We start from the raw sequence: 17,808 nt of genomic DNA, 5'->3' as shown, positions 1-17,808 counted from the left end.
CCGATCGGCTAGAATGGCCTCCCAGTTTTGACCGAGCCTGCCATGACACCCGTACAGCACCACGCCCAACTCGACTGGGATGATCAGGGTCGCCCGCGCTCGCGGGTGTTCGACGATGTGTATTTTTCCGATCAGTCGGGCCTGGAAGAAACCCGCTATGTGTTCCTTGAACAGAACAACCTGACCGAGCGTTTTGCCGCGCTGCCGGACGACGGGCGGCTGGTGATCGGCGAGACCGGGTTTGGCACCGGGCTGAATTTTCTCTGCGCCTGGCAGTTGTTCGAGCAGTGCGCACCGGCCGGGGCGCGGCTGCATTTTGTCAGTGTCGAGAAATTCCCCTTGAGCCCCCCCGACCTGCGCCGGGCACTGGATTTGTGGCCGCAACTCAAGCTTCAGGCGGATCAATTGCTTGCGCAGTACGTCGCCATCCATCAGGGCTTCCAGCGCCTGACGCTGGGAGACGGCCGGGTGACCCTGACCTTGTTGATCGGCGACGCCCTGGAACAATTGCCACAGCTGGATGCGCAAATCGACGCCTGGTTCCTGGACGGTTTCGCGCCGGCGAAAAATCCCGAGATGTGGACCGCCGAGCTGTTTGCCGAACTGGCGCGCTTGGCTGCCCCCGGCGCGACCCTCAGCACCTTTACCAGCACCGGCTGGGTGCGACGGTTGTTGAACGCGGCCGGCTTCAAGATGAAGCGTACGCCGGGCATCGGCCATAAATGGGAAATCCTTCGCGGGGTGTTTCTCGGCTGGCCGCAACTGACACCCGCACCGCCCCCGGTAAAACCCTGGTACGCCCGCCCCACGGCGCACAGCGGCGAGCGTCGAGCCCTGGTGATCGGCGGCGGCCTGGCCGGTTGCGCCAGCGCGTCCAGCCTCGCGGCCCGTGGCTGGCAGGTGACACTGCTGGAACGGCATGCCGGGTTGGCCGAAGAAGCGTCCGGCAACCCGCAGGGCGTGTTGTATCTCAAGCTTTCGGCCCATGGTACGGCGCTGTCGCAGATGATCCTCAGCGGTTTCGGTTACACCCGGCGCCTGCTCGAACATCTGCAGCGAGGTGTGGACTGGGACGGCTGCGGTGTCTTGCAACTGGCCTTCAGCGCCAAGGAAGCCGAGCGCCAGGCGCAATTGTCCGAGGCCTTTGCCGAAGATTTGCTGCACGTCCTGGATCAGTCCCAGGCCGAGGCGCAGTCCGGTATCGGCCTGGCCTGTGGCGGTCTGTTTTACCCGCAAGGCGGTTGGGTGCATCCGCCCGCGCTGTGCCGCTGGCAGGCATCCGCCCCCAAGATTGAGGTGCAAAACCACCATGAAGTCCTCGAGCTGCGCCGCATCGACGGTCAGTGGCAGGCCTGGGACGGTGAACGTTGCCTGGCCAGCGCGCCGGTAGTGGTCCTCGCCAGCGCCGCCGAGATCAAACGCTTCGATGCGGCCGCCGACTTGCCCCTCAAGCGCATTCGCGGGCAAATCACCCGCCTGCCGCAAACCGCCCACAGCCAGGCACTGCGCACGGTGGTCTGCGCCGAAGGCTACGTGGCTCCGGCACGGTTGGGCGAGCACACCCTGGGGGCCAGTTTCGATTTCAAGAACGACGACCTGACCCCTACCGCCGCCGAGCACGCTGGCAACCTGCAGATGCTGGAGCAAATCTCCGCTGATCTGGTGGAACGCCTGGACGCCAGCACCCTGGACCCGGCACACCTCCAGGGCCGCGCAGCGTTCCGTTGCACCAGTCCGGACTATCTGCCGATTGTCGGCCCCTTGGCCGAGAGTCAGGCCTTCACCGAGGCATACTCGGCGCTGAGCAAGGACGCCCGCCAGGTGCCGGACTGCCCATGCCCCTGGCTCGATGGCTTGTACATCAACAGCGGCCACGGCTCCCGGGGCCTGATCACCGCGCCATTGTCGGGCGAGTTGATTGCCGCCTGGCTGGACAACGAACCTTTGCCCCTGCCCCGAAGCGTGGCCGAGGCCTGTCATCCGAACCGGTTTGCGTTGCGGGCGCTGGTTCGGGGCAAGGCCTAATGCAGATTGCCGGTATGCCACAAAAACCTGTGGGAGCGAGCCTGCTCGCGATTGCGCCAGATCATCTGGCATCCAAGTGACTGGCACACCGCGATCGCGAGCAGGCTCGCTCCCACAGGTTGATGTTTTGCCGTGGTTTTTCAGCCGCCCGAGCGCCCCTACTTCAGCTGCTTATAACGCATTGATCTAAAACTCACACCGATCCCACCGGTCAGTTTCAAAGTACCCGCCATTTTGGCGTATGGTGTTTGACCCTCCCCAACGGAAAAACCGGTAAGGACTTATGTGCGGATTAGCTGGAGAGTTACGTTTCGATCAACAACCTGCGGACCTTGCGGCCGTAGAGCGAATCACCCATCACCTGGCTCCTCGCGGCCCCGACGCGTGGGGTTTCCACAGTCAAGGCCCCATTGCCCTGGGCCATCGGCGCCTGAAAATCATGGACTTGTCCGACGGTTCGGCCCAGCCGATGATCGACAATCAACTGGGCCTGTCCCTGGCCTTCAACGGCGCGATCTACAACTACCCTGAATTGCGCGCCGAGCTGGAAGGCCTGGGCTACGCCTTCTATTCCGGTGGCGACACCGAAGTGCTGCTCAAGGGCTACCACGCCTGGGGCGAAGCACTGTTGCCCAAGCTCAACGGCATGTTCGCCTTCGCCATCTGGGAACGCGACGCCAAGCGGCTGTTCATCGCCCGCGACCGCCTCGGTGTCAAACCGCTGTACCTGTCGCGCACCGGCCAGCGCCTGCGCTTTGCCTCGGCGTTGCCGGCGCTGCTCAAGGGCGGCGACATCAGTCCGATGCTCGACCCGGTGGCGCTGAACCATTACCTGAATTTTCATGCCGTGGTCCCGGCGCCTCGCACCCTGCTGGCCGGCGTTGAAAAGCTGCCGCCTGCCACCTGGATGCGGGTCGAAGCCGACGGCACCACCGAGCAGAAAACCTGGTGGACCCTGCCCTACGGACCACGGGCCGACGAACAGCACCTGAATCTGCAAGACTGGATCGACCGCGTGCTCGACAGCACCCGTGAAGCGGTCGCCATTCGTCAGCGTGCCGCCGTGGATGTCGGCGTGCTGCTTTCCGGCGGCGTGGACTCCAGCATGCTGGTGGGCCTGCTGCGGGAGGTCGGTGTGGAAAACCTTTCCACATTCTCCATCGGCTTCCAGGATGCCGGTGGCGAGCGCGGTGACGAGTTCCAGTATTCGGACCTGATCGCCAAGCACTACGGCACTCATCACCACCAGTTACGCATCGACGAAAAAGAAATCATCGAGCAACTGCCGGCGGCGTTTCGAGCCATGAGCGAGCCGATGGTCAGTCACGACTGCATCGCCTTCTACCTGCTGTCGCGGGAAGTGTCCAAGCATTGCAAAGTGGTGCAAAGCGGCCAGGGCGCCGATGAACTGTTCGCCGGTTACCACTGGTATCCACAAGTGGACGGCGCCAGTGACCCATACGCGGCCTATCGCGCCGCATTCTTTGATCGCAGCTACGAAGAATATGCCGCTACCGTGCAGCCCAAATGGCTGACGGCCAATGACGCGGCCGGTGATTTCGTCAAGGAACACTTCGCCCAACCGGGCGCCGACGCAGCGGTGGACAAGGCCCTGCGTCTGGACAGCACGGTGATGTTGGTGGACGACCCGGTCAAGCGTGTCGATAACATGACCATGGCCTGGGGCCTGGAAGCGCGCACGCCATTCCTGGATTACCGATTGGTGGAACTCTCGGCACGGGTCCCGGCGAAATTCAAACTGCCCGACGGCGGCAAACAGGTCCTGAAGGAAGCCGCTCGACGGGTGATCCCCGGCGAGGTCATCGACCGCAAAAAAGGCTATTTCCCTGTACCCGGTCTCAAGCATCTGGAAGGCAACACCTTGGCCTGGGTCCGCGAACTGCTGCTGGACCCGAGCCAGGATCGCGGCCTGTTCAACCCGGCGATGCTTGATCGACTGCTGACCGACCCCAACGGCCAGCTCACCCCGTTGCGCGGCTCAAGGCTGTGGCAACTGGCGGCGCTGAACCTGTGGCTCAGCGAGCAAGGAATCTGATCGATGAAACCCCACAATCAACGCCTGCTGCGGGGCCAGGCGCCCTCCTATGAACGCCTGCAGGCGCGACTGGCCGAAGACGGCAGCGAACTGGGCGCCGACCCGATCGCGGTGCACTGCGGCTGGGGCCGATTGCTGATCGGCCACACCTTCCCCGACCCGGCAAGCCTGGCCCAAGAGTTGCTCAATGAGCAATCGGGTGAGCGCGACATTGCCTTGTACGTCGCCGCCCCCCAGCAAATACTCGGGCTGGAACCGGCGCAGCTGTTTCTCGATCCATCCGACACCTTGCGCCTGTGGTTCAGCGACTATCGCCAGGCCACCCGGGTATTTCGCGGTTTCCGGATTCGCCGGGCCCAGAGCGACGCCGACTGGCAGGCGATCAACCTGCTGTATCAGGCCCGGGGCATGTTGCCCATCGATCCGCAACGACTCACGCCGCGCCATGAGGGCGGGCCGGTCTACTGGCTGGCCGAAGATGATGACACCGGCGCGGTGATCGGCAGCGTCATGGGCCTGAATCACCAGAAAGCCTTCAACGACCCGGAAAACGGCAGCAGCCTCTGGTGCCTGGCCGTGGATCCGCAGTGCTCGCGGCCCGGTGTCGGGGAGGTCCTGGTGCGCCACCTCATCGAGCACTTCATGAGCCGGGGCCTGAGTTACCTGGACCTTTCGGTGCTGCACGACAATCGCCTGGCGAAAAGTCTCTACGCCAAGCTCGGCTTCCGCAATCTTTCGACGTTCGCCATCAAACGCAAGAACTGCATCAATCAGCCGTTGTTCCTGGGGCCGGGCCCCGAGGCGCAGTTCAATCCTTATGCGCGCATCATTGTCGAAGAGGCTCACCGCCGGGGCATCGAAGTCCAGGTGGACGACGCCGAAGGTGGATTGTTTACCCTGGTCCACGGCAGCCGCCGGATCAGGTGCCGTGAATCCCTCAGCGACCTGACCAGCGCTATCAGCATGACCCTGTGCCAGAACAAAAGCCTGACCCACAAAGTGCTGAAAAACGCCGGCTTGGACTTGCCGGCCCAACAGTTGGCTGGCAACGCCGATGACAACCTGGCCTTTCTCGATGAGCATGAACGGGTAGTGGTCAAGCCACTGGACGGTGAACAGGGCCAGGGTGTCGCGGTGGATCTACGCACGATTGAAGAGGTGCAGAGCGCGATTGAAACGGCCCGCCAGTTTGACAGCCGGGTGCTGCTGGAGAGCTTCCACGAGGGCCTGGACCTGCGCGTACTGGTGATTGGCTTTGAAGTGGTGGCGGCCGCGATCCGGCGGCCAGCGGAGGTGATCGGCGACGGTCGGCACACCATCGGCGCGCTGATCGAAGCCCAAAGCCGCCGCCGACAGGCGGCCACGGGGGGTGAAAGCAAGATTCCCATGGACGCCGAGACCCAACGCACATTGAGCGCGGCAGGCTATGACTACGACAGTGTGCTGCCCGCCGGCAAACACCTGTTCGTACGGCGTACGGCGAACCTTCATACGGGCGGCGTGCTGGAAGATGTCACGAGCATCCTCCATCCGACCCTGACTGAAGCTGCGATACGCGCCGCGCGGGCCTTGGATATTCCCATGGTTGGCCTCGACCTGTTAGTGCCGGCGGCCGATCAGCCCGAATACGTGTTCATTGAAGCCAACGAACGCGCCGGCCTGGCCAACCACGAACCGCAACCCACTGCCGAACGCTTTGTGGATTTATTGTTTCCCCATAGTCAGGCGGTGGCCCAATAGAGGTGTAGTGCCTGGGCGGGCCTCATCGCGAGCAGGCTCGCTCCCACCCGGTGGTATGCACCGCCGCAGAAACCTTGTGGGAGCGAACCTGTTCGCGATGGCGGCTTGAAGGACACCAACCTTTCATAGGTCAGACACATTCCCTTCCTCATCGAAACCATCGATGCGCTCAACTCATCAGGAGTTTCCATGATCAGCAAAATTCCCGAACCGGATCTCGAGTACCTGCAAAAAGTCCTGCTGGAAATGCTCGCCATTCCCAGCCCCACCGGCTTCACCGACACCATCGTGCGCTACGTCGCCGAGCGGCTCGAAGAGTTGGGTATCGAGTTTGAAATGACCCGGCGCGGCACGATCCGCGCCACCCTCAAGGGCCGCAAGAGCAGCCCCGATCGGGCCGTGTCGGCTCACCTGGACACCATCGGCGCCTCGGTGCGCGCCATCAAGGACAACGGGCGCCTGACCCTGGCTCCGGTGGGTTGCTGGTCCAGCCGCTTTGCCGAGGGCAGTCGCGTCAGCCTGTTTACGGACACGGGGGTGATCCGAGGCAGCGTACTGCCGCTGATGGCGTCCGGGCATGCATTCAACACCGCCGTGGACGAAATGCCCATCAGTTGGGATCACATCGAACTGCGCCTGGACGCCTACTGCACCACCCGCGCCGATTGCGAAACACTGGGGGTGGGCATTGGCGACTATGTGGCGTTCGATCCTTTGCCGGAGTTCACCGAGAGTGGCCATATCAGTGCTCGGCACCTGGACGATAAAGCCGGGGTCGCGGCGCTGCTGGCGGCGCTCAAGGCGATTGTCGACAGTGGCGAAGAACTGCTGATCGACTGCCACCCGCTGTTCACGATTACCGAAGAAACCGGCAGCGGCGCGGCGGCTGCGCTGCCTTGGGATGTCAGCGAGTTCGTCGGCATCGACATCGCGCCGGTCGCACCGGGCCAGCACTCGAGCGAACACGCAGTGAGCGTGGCGATGCAGGATTCCGGGGGCCCTTACGACTATCACCTGTCACGGCACTTGCTGAAGCTGGCCAGGGAAAACGAACTGCCGGCGCGCCGCGACCTGTTCCGTTATTACTTCAGCGATGCCCATTCCGCCGTCACCGCCGGCCACGATATCCGCACCGCCCTGCTGGCCTTCGGCTGCGACGCCACCCATGGCTACGAACGCACCCACATCGACAGCCTGGCCGCCCTGAGCCGTCTGCTGGGCGCCTACATCCTCAGCCCACCGGTATTCGCCAGCGACGCCCAACCGGCCCAGGGTTCGCTGGACCGCTTCAGCCATCAACTCGAACACGATGCGCAGATGGAAAGCGATACCCGGGTGCCGTCGGTGGATAGTTTGATTGGGCAGCGGTCGGATAACTGAGCACAGTTCCAGAATCTCAGTGCCCGTCATGACGCCATCGCGAGCAGGCTCGCTCCCACAAGGAGACCTTCGTTGAGCATAAAGTTCGTGCCCGACGCAGGCACACTGTGGGAGCGAGCCTGCTCGCGATAGCGCCGCAACAGACACCGCAAGCCCCAAGCCAGGCTAGCCGCAAAAGCCCTTTGGTCGTAGCATCGCGACATTGTCTAGCCGAGGTACCCCATGCTGATCCCTTACGACCAACTCGAAGTCGACACGCTCACTCGCCTGATCGAAGATTTCGTGACCCGCGACGGCACCGACAATGGCGATGACACGCCGCTGGAGACCCGCGTATTGCGGGTCCGGCAGGCCTTGACCAAAGGCCAGGCGATGATCGTCTTCGACCCGGAAAGCGAACAGTGCCAGTTGATGCTCAAGCACGACGTGCCCAAGCATCTATTCGACTGAGCAGACCTTGCGATTGGCCAGGGCCCTTTTTTTCTGAATCTTTTCGTATATCTCGGAGCGATGAACGTCGATGTGCCGTGGCGCTTCCACGCCAAAACGAACAGTGGTGCCGTTGACCGAGAGCACTCGGACGGAAATATCATCACCGATGGAAATCAGTTCACCCACAGCGCGGCTAAGTACGAGCATGGTTCTTGTCCTTAAGAATATCTGGACCTTGACCATGCCCGCCCCGCCTGAGGTTCTCAAGAGACCCTCAAGAATTCAGTAACGCCCTACAAGCAACACTCTGGCAACTGAAGGAAACGTCCTGCAAAACCCTGTCGGATAGCGGACTTATTCAAGAGGCGGAAACCCGCGGACCGAACAGAATCACACTCGCCCCCAACACGCAGAGCGCCACCCCCACCCAGTCGGAAGTCAGCGGCCGCGCTCGCTCCACCACGGCCAGCCAGCCGATCGAGGCGATGATATAGATACCGCCATAAGCGGCGTAGGCACGACCGGCGTAGGTCGCTTCGATGCGGGTCAGCAACAGGGCGAACAGCGTAAGACTCAACAGGGCCGGCACAATCCACCAGGCGCTCTTGCCCTGGCGTAGCCACATCCAGAACGCGTAACAGCCGGCGATTTCAAACAGCGCGGCGAGAAAGAACCAAAAATAGTTGAGCATGTGAGCGTCCATCAGGAGGGCCGAATGCGGCCATCCTGAGGACGCCGGACACTCAGGTCAACTCGGGTTCTGTCGAGCCTTGGCGCGCATCTTGTCGGCCATGACGGTCATTTCGTCGTACAGCAATTGCGGATTCTTCTGCTTGATGGCCCAGGCCATGCGCCCTTGCTCGTGGGGCAGGATCATGAACTGGCCCTGGGCGACCTGTTCATAGATGTAATCGGCAATCTCGGCAGCGCTGATCGGCGAGCTTTCCAGCAACTTGCCAACCTGGGCTTTCATCGCCGGAGTCGGGCCGCGGAAGGAGTCCAGCAGGTTGGTCTGGAAAAACGACGGGCACACCACATGCACACCGATTTCCTGCTGTGCCAGCTCGATCAACAGGCTTTCCGACAGCGCCACCACACCAGCCTTGGCCACGTTGTAGTTGCTCATGGCCGGGCCCTGCATCAGGGCGGCCATGGAGGCGATGTTGATGATCTTGCCGCGGCTTTTTTCCAGCAACGGCAAGAACGCCTTGCAACCCTTGACCACGCCCATCAGGTTGATCGCGATCTGCCAGTCCCAATCCTCCAGGGACAGTTCACTGAAGAACCCACCCGAGGCCACACCGGCATTGTTGACGATGATGTCGATGCCACCGAGCTTCTCTTCGCAGGCCTGGGCAAACGCCGTCAGTTGGCTGTAGTCGCGCACGTCGCAGCGCTGGACAAAACCGTCGCCGCCTGCGTCACGCACCAACCTGAGGGTTTCCTGAAGGCCCGGCTCACTGACATCCGACAAGGCCAGGCGCCAGCCTTCGCGGGCCCAGCGCAGCGCGATTTCGCGACCCAGGCCAGAACCGGCACCGGTAATCATCATGCGATTTTGCATAGGAAACAGCCTTGTTGTTCCGGGAGAGATGCGCCGAGTGTAGCGAAGGACCCCGCCGCACCCACGCTCCATCAGAGTGCTGAATGGCGAGGGCAAACCTTAATAGGTTTTGAGGGGAACAACCCAGTGGAACCGCCTGCGGGAGCAAAGCTTGCTCACGATCGGCGCGACGCAGTTCTGGAAGATGGTGTCGTTTGCAGCGCGAGCCCGCTTTGCTCCCGAAGACGGGTTCTTTCACGCCTCAAAAAGACTTTGAATTTTTTACAGGACGTTACGGTCGTACTTATTAAGCCGCCCGGATTTAACGCATGCGTGCTGGTAGTTGAAAGTTGCATCACTCCAGAACTGACCAATAAGGAAATCAACAATGGGCACAATACTCATCATTATCCTGATCCTCCTGCTGATCGGTGGCCTGCCGGTCTTCCCGCACTCTAGAAGTTGGGGTTACGGTCCGTCCGGAATCATCGGTGTCGTACTGGTAGTGCTGTTGATCCTGCTATTACTGGGCAAGATATGAACCACTAAGTGACAAAAAAAGAGGCCCGTTAAGGCCTCTTTTTTATGGGCGGAACTTCTCAGTCCGGAACACCTTGTGTCACGCCGGCGGTGTTATCCAGCAGGCTCTTGGTGGCGGTTTGCAGAAACGCCTCCAGCTTGAGTTTCATTTCGAGAGCCTGCGGCGCGTCGGAGATGACATCCGCGCGTGGCTGGGCACCCAGTTGGTAGCGGTACAGCTTCGGCGCCATTTCCTTTTCCCTTGGCAGTACCAGAATCTTGTCGTCGCGGATTATCGCCGTGGTCTGATCACTGCCCGACGGTTTGATCACGCCAAATCCGCTGTCGCCTGGCGGCAGGTTCAACAGATCGCGGCCCCAGCACTGGTTACGCACTTGCCCGCCGATCCGGCCCATGATGGTCGGGACGATATCGACCTGCGTGCCCACGGTGTGGTTGCGCTGGCCGAACTTTTCCTGGATACCCGGGCCGATCAACAGCATCGGTACGTTGAAACGGCCCAAGTCCATTTCGGTAATCTGGCGCTCGTTACCAAAGCCGTGGTCTCCGACGATGACAAACAGCGTCTCCTTGAAATAAGGCTCCTTGCGGGCCTTTTCGAAGAACTGACCCAGGGCCCAATCGGAATAGCGCATGGCAGTCAGGTGCGCATTCAGGCTGCCACGGTCAGTGACCGGTTCCACCGGCAACGGTGTCGGCAGCGCATACGGCGTGTGGTTGGACAGGGTCTGCAGCAACGCATAGAACGGCTTGCCGTTTTCCCGTGCCTTGAGTTCGATCAGGCTGCGGTCGAACATATCCTGGTCGGACACGCCCCAGGTGGGGTCGGAGAACACCGGGTTCACATAATCATTGCGCCCGATGAACGTGGTCATACCTTGGCCGCTGAAGAAACCCGACTGGTTGTCCCAGGCGAAATCACCGTTGTAGACATACACGTCGTCGTAGTTGCGGGCACTGAGCAGTTGCGGCAGCCCCGAAAACTTGTGGCTGCCTTCAGGTGTCTGCATCAGATACTCGAAGCCCGGCAGGTTCGGGAAGCAGGCCATGGTGGCGAACATGCCCTGATGGGTGTGAGTACCATTGGAGAAGAAGCGGTCAAACAGCAGACCTTCCTTGGACAGTTTGTCCAGATAAGGCGTGATATTGCCCGGCGCGCCCAAGGCACCTACCGAGTGCCCCGCCATGCTTTCCATGAGAATCACTACCACGTTCTTGATCGGCAAAGTCTTGTCGGCCGGTGGCGTGTAGTCGCGACGTACGGCGGCGGTGTCTGCATCGACCAGTTTGTCGTCGGGCATCACCAGCATGTCCCGCACCGTCTGCTGGGCCAGCGGTTGCTCGAGGGTGGCTTTCCAGATGTTGTCGCGGTGTTCGGACATCCGGCTCTTGGCCGCGGCCACCAGTGACAACGTGCCATTAAGGCCCAACTGGTTGGCAAAGTTCGAATCGGTGGTGTAGACGTCACCCCAGCGCAGCGGCGGCCCCTGGCGCAAGGTACCCCGGGCGGCGCCCACGGCCACGACCAAGCAGACCATGAACACCGCGACACGCCCGTACCACGGAGCCACCTGGCGTGTGCCAATGGTGCCGCCACTGAACGGCCCGCGCGGTCGAGTCGCGCGGTCGGCGCCCTTGAACGCCATCGTGAGGATCAGCGTGCCCACGACCCACGCCAACAGGTAGCGCACCACCGGGAACCCATACCAGAGCATGCTCATCACGGTTTTCGGGTCTTCCTGCACATACTGGAAGACCAGGCCGTTGAGACGCTGGTGAAACTCGCGGTAGAAGTCCATCTCCATCAGACCGAGGAACAGCGCGATGCTGGCGGTCACGGTCAGCCAGAAACGAAAAAAACCACGAGCCGCCATGGCCCGCGCGCTGAACAAGGCCAGCAGCAGCGGAATACACAGATAGACCACCAGACGCAGGTCAAAACGCAGACCGTTGACGAACGCCTCGACGAAGGTCGAGGCCGGGGTGTCGAGGATCATTTCGCGGTTGTAGACCAGTAGCGCAACGCGCAACAGGCTGAACATGATCATCATCACCAAGGCACAGAGCAACGTGTAGGCCAGGTGAGATTTGACGGTCGGTTGCAGCAGGCGATGCGTGGTGCGTTGCTGACTCAGGGCGTCCGGGATTGCCATGTCGTGTAAGGACCTAATGGGGTTGAGGGCGAATAGAACAACGGCGCGTCCTATGCCGACCATCACCCGGGTCCCTGGGTCTGCGCGAGTGCGCGAGCGTTGAATGAATGGCTGAGCATCGCCATTCATTCACCGACGGCAACAGGCGCCGGGATTGTCCGCAAGGTCCTGTGAAAATTTTGTTCAATGACTATTCGCAAACACAAAAAACTCCGGATTGCCCGATGAGTCTGTGTCGAACCTCTCTGTGGTCAGGGGATATAACCCCCGCCACAGCTTGTGAGTCCTGATCAGTCGTTGCTTGGCTTGTTGATCGCCCGCAAGACGTACTGCGGCATGGCGAACGCGCCGATGTGAACTTCAGGGTTGTAGTAGCGGGTAACAATGCCGCTGCCAATGAAGCGCTCACGCAGGGTCTCGCGGGTCAGCTTGCGATAGGCAGTATCCGTCGAGCCCCAGGCGAAAGTCATGGCGCCACCAATGTAGGTCGGCACGGCGGCCTGGTAGAAATGCCAGTCGGCAAACAGGCCACGCAGACGCCCGGCAGTGGTTTGTACTTCGCCCAGTTGCATGAACGGTGTGCCGTTCTGGGTCACCAGAATGCCGCCTTCGTTCAGGCAGCGATGACAGGCCTGGTAGAAGTTTTCCGAAAACAGCACTTCACCCGGGCCGATCGGGTCGGTGGAGTCGGAGATGATGACGTCGAACTTCTCCTGGGTGGTGGAGACGAAACGCATGCCGTCATCGATCACCAGGTTCAGGCGCGGGTCGTCGTAGGCGCCCTTGGAGTGGTTGGGCAGGAACGCCTTGCACATGTCCACCACGGTGCCGTCGATTTCCACCATGGTGATGTGCTCAACGCCCAGGTGCTTGGTCACTTCACGCAACATGCCGCCGTCGCCACCGCCGATGATCAGCACGCGTTTGGCCGCGCCGTGGGCGAGGATCGGTACATGGGTCAGCATTTCGTGGTAGATGAATTCATCGGCTTCGGTGGTCTGGATCACGCCATCCAGCGCCATCACCCGGCCCATGCGCGGGTTCTCGAAAATCACCAGGTGCTGGTGCTCGGTGCGCACTTCGTGCAGCAGCTTGTCCATCCGAAAACGCTGGCCGTAGCCTTCGTAGAGGGTTTCCAGATAGTCGCCGGTCGGGGTAGTCGTCATGGTCAGGTGCTCCGATAAATACGCGGTTGGCCGGTGAAGGCTCGCAAAGGCGCGCATTCTACGACGCCGGGCATGACAGGTCGAACCTTGAACTCATCACCGGCCAAACTGCGTAGCAGCTGTCGAGCCCAGCCGGGGCGAGCCGGTTCGCCACAGGCTGGTCTCTCTTAGTGGAATTGACGCCCCAACCCCGCCGGAACGCCTTCGATGGTGGTTTCTTCCCACGGCCCGTTCGGGCTGATGGAGCGGCTCCAGCCGTTGCTCCAGCGGTAATAGGTGCGCTGGCGATAGAAGGTGTTGGTGTGGTTGTCCAGCACATAGACCCCAAGTTTGGCGTCCCAGTGGCTATTGCCGCCGGGTGGTGGGGCGAAGCTGGCGGAAGTACGAGGCAACGGCTTGGCCGGTGTGTTCGGCGTGACGGGCTTGCTTGGGGCGGTCGACGGCCCCGGCTTGGTGGCCGGGCCTGAAGACGGGATGGGAGGCAGCGGCGCCGACGGCTGCGGCGGACGCTGGACCGCACAAGCACTCAGGCCCAGGACGAGCGTGAGCAGGGTGATACGAGCGATGGCGGTCATGGTGCGAATTCCTGTTATTTATCCGGGCTGTCGATAGTCAGTTGTTGCTGCGCCGTGGTGCTGCTCGCCAGAGGCTTGCTGCGGCCGATCCATTCACCGGCGGTCGGTTGACCGGCCCGGGAAATGCGCGCCACCAGTTGGACTTCAGGGAAGTTCGACAGTTTCAGTTGCGGCATCATGGCGTCCGCGTCGCCCAGTTCCACGGTAACAGGCAGATCAGCGACGGTCAGGCGCTTGGCCGCCAGCGGCGCCGGCGGGCCGGAAGCGGCGCGGGCAAAGATGAACACGCTGTCGCCCGGCTGCACCTTGGCCTTGAGCGCTGGCGCCAGCTCGACGCGCACCTTGAGCAATGCCGCAGCCTTGCTCACTGGCGCTTGGGCGACCTTGCCGCCGCTGGCCTCAAGCTTCTCGGTGGCGCGGTTGATACCGCCCTGCAGCGCCTCACGGGACTTGTCGCCTTCCGGCAGTTGCGCGAGCAGGCGGCCCCAATAATCAATGGCTTGCTGATAGCGCTCGCCTTCGAACGCGGCGATTCCCAGTAGGCCCAGGCTGGTGACTTCCTTGGGATCGAGCTTGAGCGCTTCGTCGGTCAGGGCCTGGACCTTGTCCGACCATTTCTTGCCATCGGCGAAATACTGCGCCTGAGCCCACTGCCCAAGCAGCTCGGGTTGCCGGCCGGCCACCACCACGGTGCGCTCGAAGATCTTCGCCGCATCCGCCGGTCGGTCCTGGGCCATGTAGGTGCGACCGAGGAAATACAAGCCCTCGGCGTTATCCGGTTGCGCGGCCACCGCGCGCTCCAGGCGCAGGGTCATTTCTTCCATCGACTGCGGTGCCTGGGCGAACTCACGGGTCAGCTCGACCTTGTCGCTGGCGCCGAAATGCAGATACAGCCCCAGGCCCAACACCGGCACCAGCACGGCGGCGAGTAACGGCAACGGTTTCCCCAAGCGAGACTCGCGCGGCGCATCGGCGCCTTCGGTGTCGGCGAGCAGTTCACGCGCGGCTTCGGCGCGGCCGGTGTCCAGTTGCGCGGCGTTCAGCACGCCCTCTTCCTGCTCGGCCTGCAACTCGGCGACGCGCTCCTGGTACAGCGCCACGTTGAGCGCGGTGCGGTCCTCTTCGCGCTGGGCGCGGCGACCGCGCAATACAGGGATCAACAGAAAACTCAGGGCAACCAGGAGAAGCAGACCTGCGGCGAGCCAGAAATCAATCATGCTTGGTTTTATCCAACAGTTGGTCGAGGCGCTGGCGCTCTTCGACAGAAAGCGTGTCCGGGGCAGCCGTGCGCTGGACCCGGCGGCGGCGCACAATCACCGCGATGACAACGAAACCACCGAACAACAGCCCGGCGGGGCCAAACCAGAGCAGCGCGGTCTTGGAGGTCAAGGCCGGGTTGTAGCGCACGAACTCCCCATAGCGGTCCACCATGAAATCGATGATCTGCTGGTTGTCCTTGCCTTCGCCGAGCATGCGGAAAATTTCCTTGCGCAGGTCGGCGGCAATCGGTGCGTTGGAATCGGCGATGTCCTGGTTCTGACACTTGGGGCAGCGCAGCTCCTTGGTCAATTCACGAAACCGCTCGCGCTCGCCCTCGTTGGCGAATTCATAGGTATCGATGGCGGCGTGGGCCACGCCAGCCAGGCTCACCCCGAGGATGAGGGCTGCTAACCAGCGCTTCATGGCTTGGCCTCGTCGACCAGCGCCTGATACTTGGCGGCCAGCTTCTCGCGCCAGACCTGTTCGTCGATCACGCCGACGAACTTGTCGCGGATGACACCCTTGGCGTCGATGAAAAAAGTTTCCGGCGCCCCGTAGACGCCCAGGTTCAGGCCCAGGGAGCCCTCTTCATCGCGGATATCCAGTTGATACGGGTTATGGAATTCGGCCAGCCACTTCAAAGCATCGGCGTTGACGTCCTTGTAATTGACGCCGTAGATCACCACGCCGTTCTGGGCCAGTTTGTTCAATACCGGATGTTCAACCCGGCAGGAAATGCACCAGGTGCCCCAGACATTGACCAGTGCCGGTTTACCCAGCAGGTCCGCCCGCGTCAGTGTCTTGTCGCCCTGCACCGACGGCAGGGAAAACTCAGGGAACGGCTTGCCGATCATCGCCGAGGGCAATTCGGCCGGGTTCAGGTAGAGCCCCCGGTACAAAAACACCGCCATCAACAAAAACAGCGCCAGCGGCAACAGCATCAACCAACGTTTCATGCAGGGGCTCCCGTCATGCCCAGGGTTTCACGCACCCGGGTTTTTACCTTGACCCGATAACGACGATCCAAGGCCGCCAGCACGCCACCCAGGCCGGTCAGCAAGCCGCCGAACCAGATCCAGCGCACGAACGGCTTGACGTGGACCCGCACCGCCCACGCGCCATCGCCCAGGGACTCACCCAGCGCTACGTAGAGGTCGCGGGTGAAACCGGCATCGATCCCAGCTTCGGTCATCACCGAATTCTGCACGGTGTAGAGGCGCTTTTCCGGATGCAGCACGGTCACTTCCTGGCCGTCGCGGAGCACCCGCACGGTGCCTTTGTCGGAAGTGAAGTTCGGGCCTTCGTAATGTTTGGCACCCTCGAAGACAAACTGATAGCCACCCAGATCCATGGACTCTCCGGGCGCCAGGCGCAGGTCGCGCTCGGCGCTGTTCTGGCTGGACAGCACCACGCCCAAGGCGCAGACCGCGATACCCAGGTGGGCGAGCTGCATGCCCCAGTAGCTGCGGGTCAGGGTTGGCAGGCCCTTGATCAAGCCCTTGTGGCGGGTCTTGTCGAAGATATCCCTGACCCCGGCCAGCAATACCCAGGCCGCCAGCACGAAGGTCGCCAGCACCGCCCAGTTGAAATCGCCATACGCGATCCCGGCGATGACGGCCAGGGCAGCAGTGCCCAGCAGCACGGGCGTCAGCATGCCCATCAGCCATTTGACCGGTGTGTCTTTCCAGCGCACTAGCATGCCGACAGCCATCACCACCATCAGGATCGCCATCAGCGGAATGAACAAGGCATTGAAGTACGGCGGGCCGACCGACAGCTTGGCGCCGGTCAGCGCGTCGAGCACCAACGGGTACAACGTGCCCAGCAGGATCATCGACGCGGCAACCACCAGTACCAGGTTGTTGCCCAGCAGCAGGGTTTCCCGGGACCAGAGGTTGAAGCCGACCTGGCTTTTCACCACCGGCGCGCGCACAGCGAACAGCGTCAGCGAGCCGCCGACCACGAACAGCAGGAACATCAGGATGAACACGCCACGCTCAGGGTCAGAGGCAAAGGCATGCACCGAAGTCAGTACGCCGGAACGCACCAGGAAGGTTCCCAGCAGGCTCAGGGAGAATGCGGCGATGGCCAGCAGCACCGTCCAGCTCTTGAACACGCCGCGTTTTTCCGTGACGGCCAAGGAGTGGATCAGCGCGGTGCCCACCAGCCAGGGCATGAAGGAGGCGTTTTCCACCGGGTCCCAGAACCACCAGCCACCCCAGCCCAGTTCGTAGTAGGCCCACCACGAACCCAGGGTGATGCCAATGCCCAGGAAGGCCCAGGCGACGATGGTCCAGGGACGCGACCAGCGCGCCCAGGCGGCATCGAGACGACCGCCCAGCAACGCGGCGATGGCGAAGGCGAAGGCCACGGAGAATCCAACGTAGCCCATGTAGAGCATCGGTGGGTGAACGATCAGGCCGATGTCCTGCAGCAATGGGTTGAGGTCGCGACCGTCCATCGGCACCTGGGGCAGGATGCGCTCGAACGGATTGGAGGTAACGATCAGGAACAACAGGAAACCGATGCTGATCATCCCCATCACCGCCAGCACCCGGGCCAGCATTACCTGGGGCAACTGCCGGGAGAACACCGAGACCGCGAAGGTCCAGCCGGCGAGGATCAACGCCCAGAGCAACAGAGACCCTTCATGGGCGCCCCACACCGCGCTGAACTTGTAGTACCAAGGCAAGGCGCTGTTGGAGTTACCGGCAACGTAGGCCACGGAGAAATCATCAGCCATGAACGCGTAGGTCAGGCAACCAAAGGCGAACAACATGAAGGCGAACTGCCCCCAAGCCGCCGGCTGGGCCAGGCTCATCCACAAACGATCACCGCGCCAGGCACCGAGTAAAGGCACCACCGCCTGAACGATGGAGAAACACAACGCCAGGATCATCGCCAGGTGACCCAGCTCAGGAATAAACAGACCGGTCAT

16 protein-coding genes are annotated in these 17,808 nt (G+C 62.0%); 6 read left to right on the top strand and 10 right to left on the bottom strand.

The window, feature by feature from the left end; all coding sequences use genetic code 11:
* Positions 1–42 precede the first annotated feature (42 nt).
* The 5 genes from mnmC (at position 43) to CRX69_RS13155 (ending at position 7,651) form a co-directional block, all read left to right on the top strand.
* Positions 43–2,025 carry a bifunctional tRNA (5-methylaminomethyl-2-thiouridine)(34)-methyltransferase MnmC2/FAD-dependent 5-carboxymethylaminomethyl-2-thiouridine(34) oxidoreductase MnmC1 gene (mnmC, locus tag CRX69_RS13175; RefSeq protein ID WP_107322138.1) on the top strand — a complete coding sequence of 661 codons (1,983 nt, stop codon included), beginning with the start codon at positions 43–45 and terminating at the stop codon, positions 2,023–2,025.
* A gap of 283 nt (positions 2,026–2,308) precedes the next feature.
* Complete coding sequence (locus CRX69_RS13170) at positions 2,309–4,081, top strand: N-acetylglutaminylglutamine amidotransferase (protein ID WP_047226288.1); 1,773 nt, start codon at positions 2,309–2,311, stop codon at positions 4,079–4,081.
* Between the two features lie 3 nt (positions 4,082–4,084).
* A complete protein-coding gene (gene ngg / locus CRX69_RS13165; RefSeq protein WP_107322137.1) occupies positions 4,085–5,821 on the top strand; it encodes an N-acetylglutaminylglutamine synthetase in 1,737 nt (578 codons plus the stop codon).
* 189 nt (positions 5,822–6,010) lie between these two features.
* Positions 6,011–7,201 carry an osmoprotectant NAGGN system M42 family peptidase gene (locus CRX69_RS13160; RefSeq protein WP_047226286.1) on the top strand — a complete coding sequence of 397 codons (1,191 nt, stop codon included), beginning with the start codon at positions 6,011–6,013 and terminating at the stop codon, positions 7,199–7,201.
* 222 nt (positions 7,202–7,423) lie between these two features.
* Entirely contained in the window at positions 7,424–7,651 is a 228-nt protein-coding gene (locus tag CRX69_RS13155; RefSeq protein ID WP_047226285.1) for a YheU family protein, read from the top strand.
* Here the strand turns inward: CRX69_RS13155 and csrA are convergent.
* From csrA to CRX69_RS13140, 3 genes are all read right to left on the bottom strand, one after another.
* Entirely contained in the window at positions 7,640–7,840 is a 201-nt protein-coding gene (gene csrA, locus CRX69_RS13150; protein WP_076385804.1) for a carbon storage regulator CsrA, read from the bottom strand. The two genes, CRX69_RS13155 and csrA, sit on opposite strands and share 12 nt — an antisense overlap.
* Positions 7,841–7,991: 151 nt before the next feature.
* Complete coding sequence (locus CRX69_RS13145; RefSeq protein WP_076385806.1) at positions 7,992–8,324, bottom strand: YnfA family protein; 333 nt, start codon at positions 8,322–8,324, stop codon at positions 7,992–7,994.
* Positions 8,325–8,381: 57 nt separating this feature from the next.
* On the bottom strand, positions 8,382–9,197 hold the full coding sequence (locus tag CRX69_RS13140; RefSeq protein ID WP_076385809.1) for an SDR family oxidoreductase: 816 nt from the start codon (positions 9,195–9,197) through the stop codon (positions 8,382–8,384).
* Positions 9,198–9,564: 367 nt separating this feature from the next.
* Between CRX69_RS13140 and CRX69_RS13135 the strand changes: the two genes are divergently transcribed.
* The gene (locus CRX69_RS13135) at positions 9,565–9,717 is read left to right on the top strand and encodes a DUF3309 family protein (RefSeq protein WP_018606531.1); all 153 of its coding nucleotides are present in this window, start codon (positions 9,565–9,567) and stop codon (positions 9,715–9,717) included.
* A gap of 58 nt (positions 9,718–9,775) precedes the next feature.
* Here the strand turns inward: CRX69_RS13135 and CRX69_RS13130 are convergent, their stop codons facing one another.
* The 7 genes from CRX69_RS13130 to CRX69_RS13100 all read right to left on the bottom strand — a co-directional run bounded on the left by CRX69_RS13130 (position 9,776) and on the right by CRX69_RS13100 (position 17,808).
* Positions 9,776–11,869 (bottom strand): LTA synthase family protein, encoded by a 2,094-nt coding sequence (locus CRX69_RS13130; protein ID WP_076385811.1) that lies wholly within the window; start codon positions 11,867–11,869, stop codon positions 9,776–9,778.
* Between the two features lie 290 nt (positions 11,870–12,159).
* On the bottom strand, positions 12,160–13,035 hold the full coding sequence (gene speE / locus CRX69_RS13125) for a polyamine aminopropyltransferase (RefSeq protein WP_047226280.1): 876 nt from the start codon (positions 13,033–13,035) through the stop codon (positions 12,160–12,162).
* Positions 13,036–13,202: 167 nt separating this feature from the next.
* Positions 13,203–13,610, bottom strand: a complete 408-nt coding sequence (locus tag CRX69_RS13120) for a lipoprotein (protein WP_047226279.1) — start codon at positions 13,608–13,610, stop codon at positions 13,203–13,205.
* A 14-nt stretch (positions 13,611–13,624) separates the two neighbouring features.
* The gene (ccmI, locus tag CRX69_RS13115) at positions 13,625–14,827 is read right to left on the bottom strand and encodes a c-type cytochrome biogenesis protein CcmI (protein ID WP_047226278.1); all 1,203 of its coding nucleotides are present in this window, start codon (positions 14,825–14,827) and stop codon (positions 13,625–13,627) included.
* Positions 14,820–15,293, bottom strand: coding sequence for a cytochrome c-type biogenesis protein (locus tag CRX69_RS13110; RefSeq protein WP_047226277.1), 474 nt, complete (start codon positions 15,291–15,293; stop codon positions 14,820–14,822). The genes ccmI and CRX69_RS13110 overlap by 8 nt, the downstream gene beginning before the upstream one ends.
* Positions 15,290–15,826, bottom strand: a complete 537-nt coding sequence (locus CRX69_RS13105) for a DsbE family thiol:disulfide interchange protein (protein WP_047226276.1) — start codon at positions 15,824–15,826, stop codon at positions 15,290–15,292. The genes CRX69_RS13110 and CRX69_RS13105 overlap by 4 nt, the downstream gene beginning before the upstream one ends.
* The gene (locus CRX69_RS13100; protein ID WP_047226275.1) at positions 15,823–17,808 is read right to left on the bottom strand and encodes a heme lyase CcmF/NrfE family subunit; all 1,986 of its coding nucleotides are present in this window, start codon (positions 17,806–17,808) and stop codon (positions 15,823–15,825) included. The genes CRX69_RS13105 and CRX69_RS13100 overlap by 4 nt, the downstream gene beginning before the upstream one ends.

This window comes from Pseudomonas rhizophila (assembly GCF_003033885.1).
GTDB lineage: Bacteria > Pseudomonadota > Gammaproteobacteria > Pseudomonadales > Pseudomonadaceae > Aquipseudomonas > Aquipseudomonas rhizophila.
This window is presented reverse-complemented; position numbering and strand designations above follow the sequence as displayed.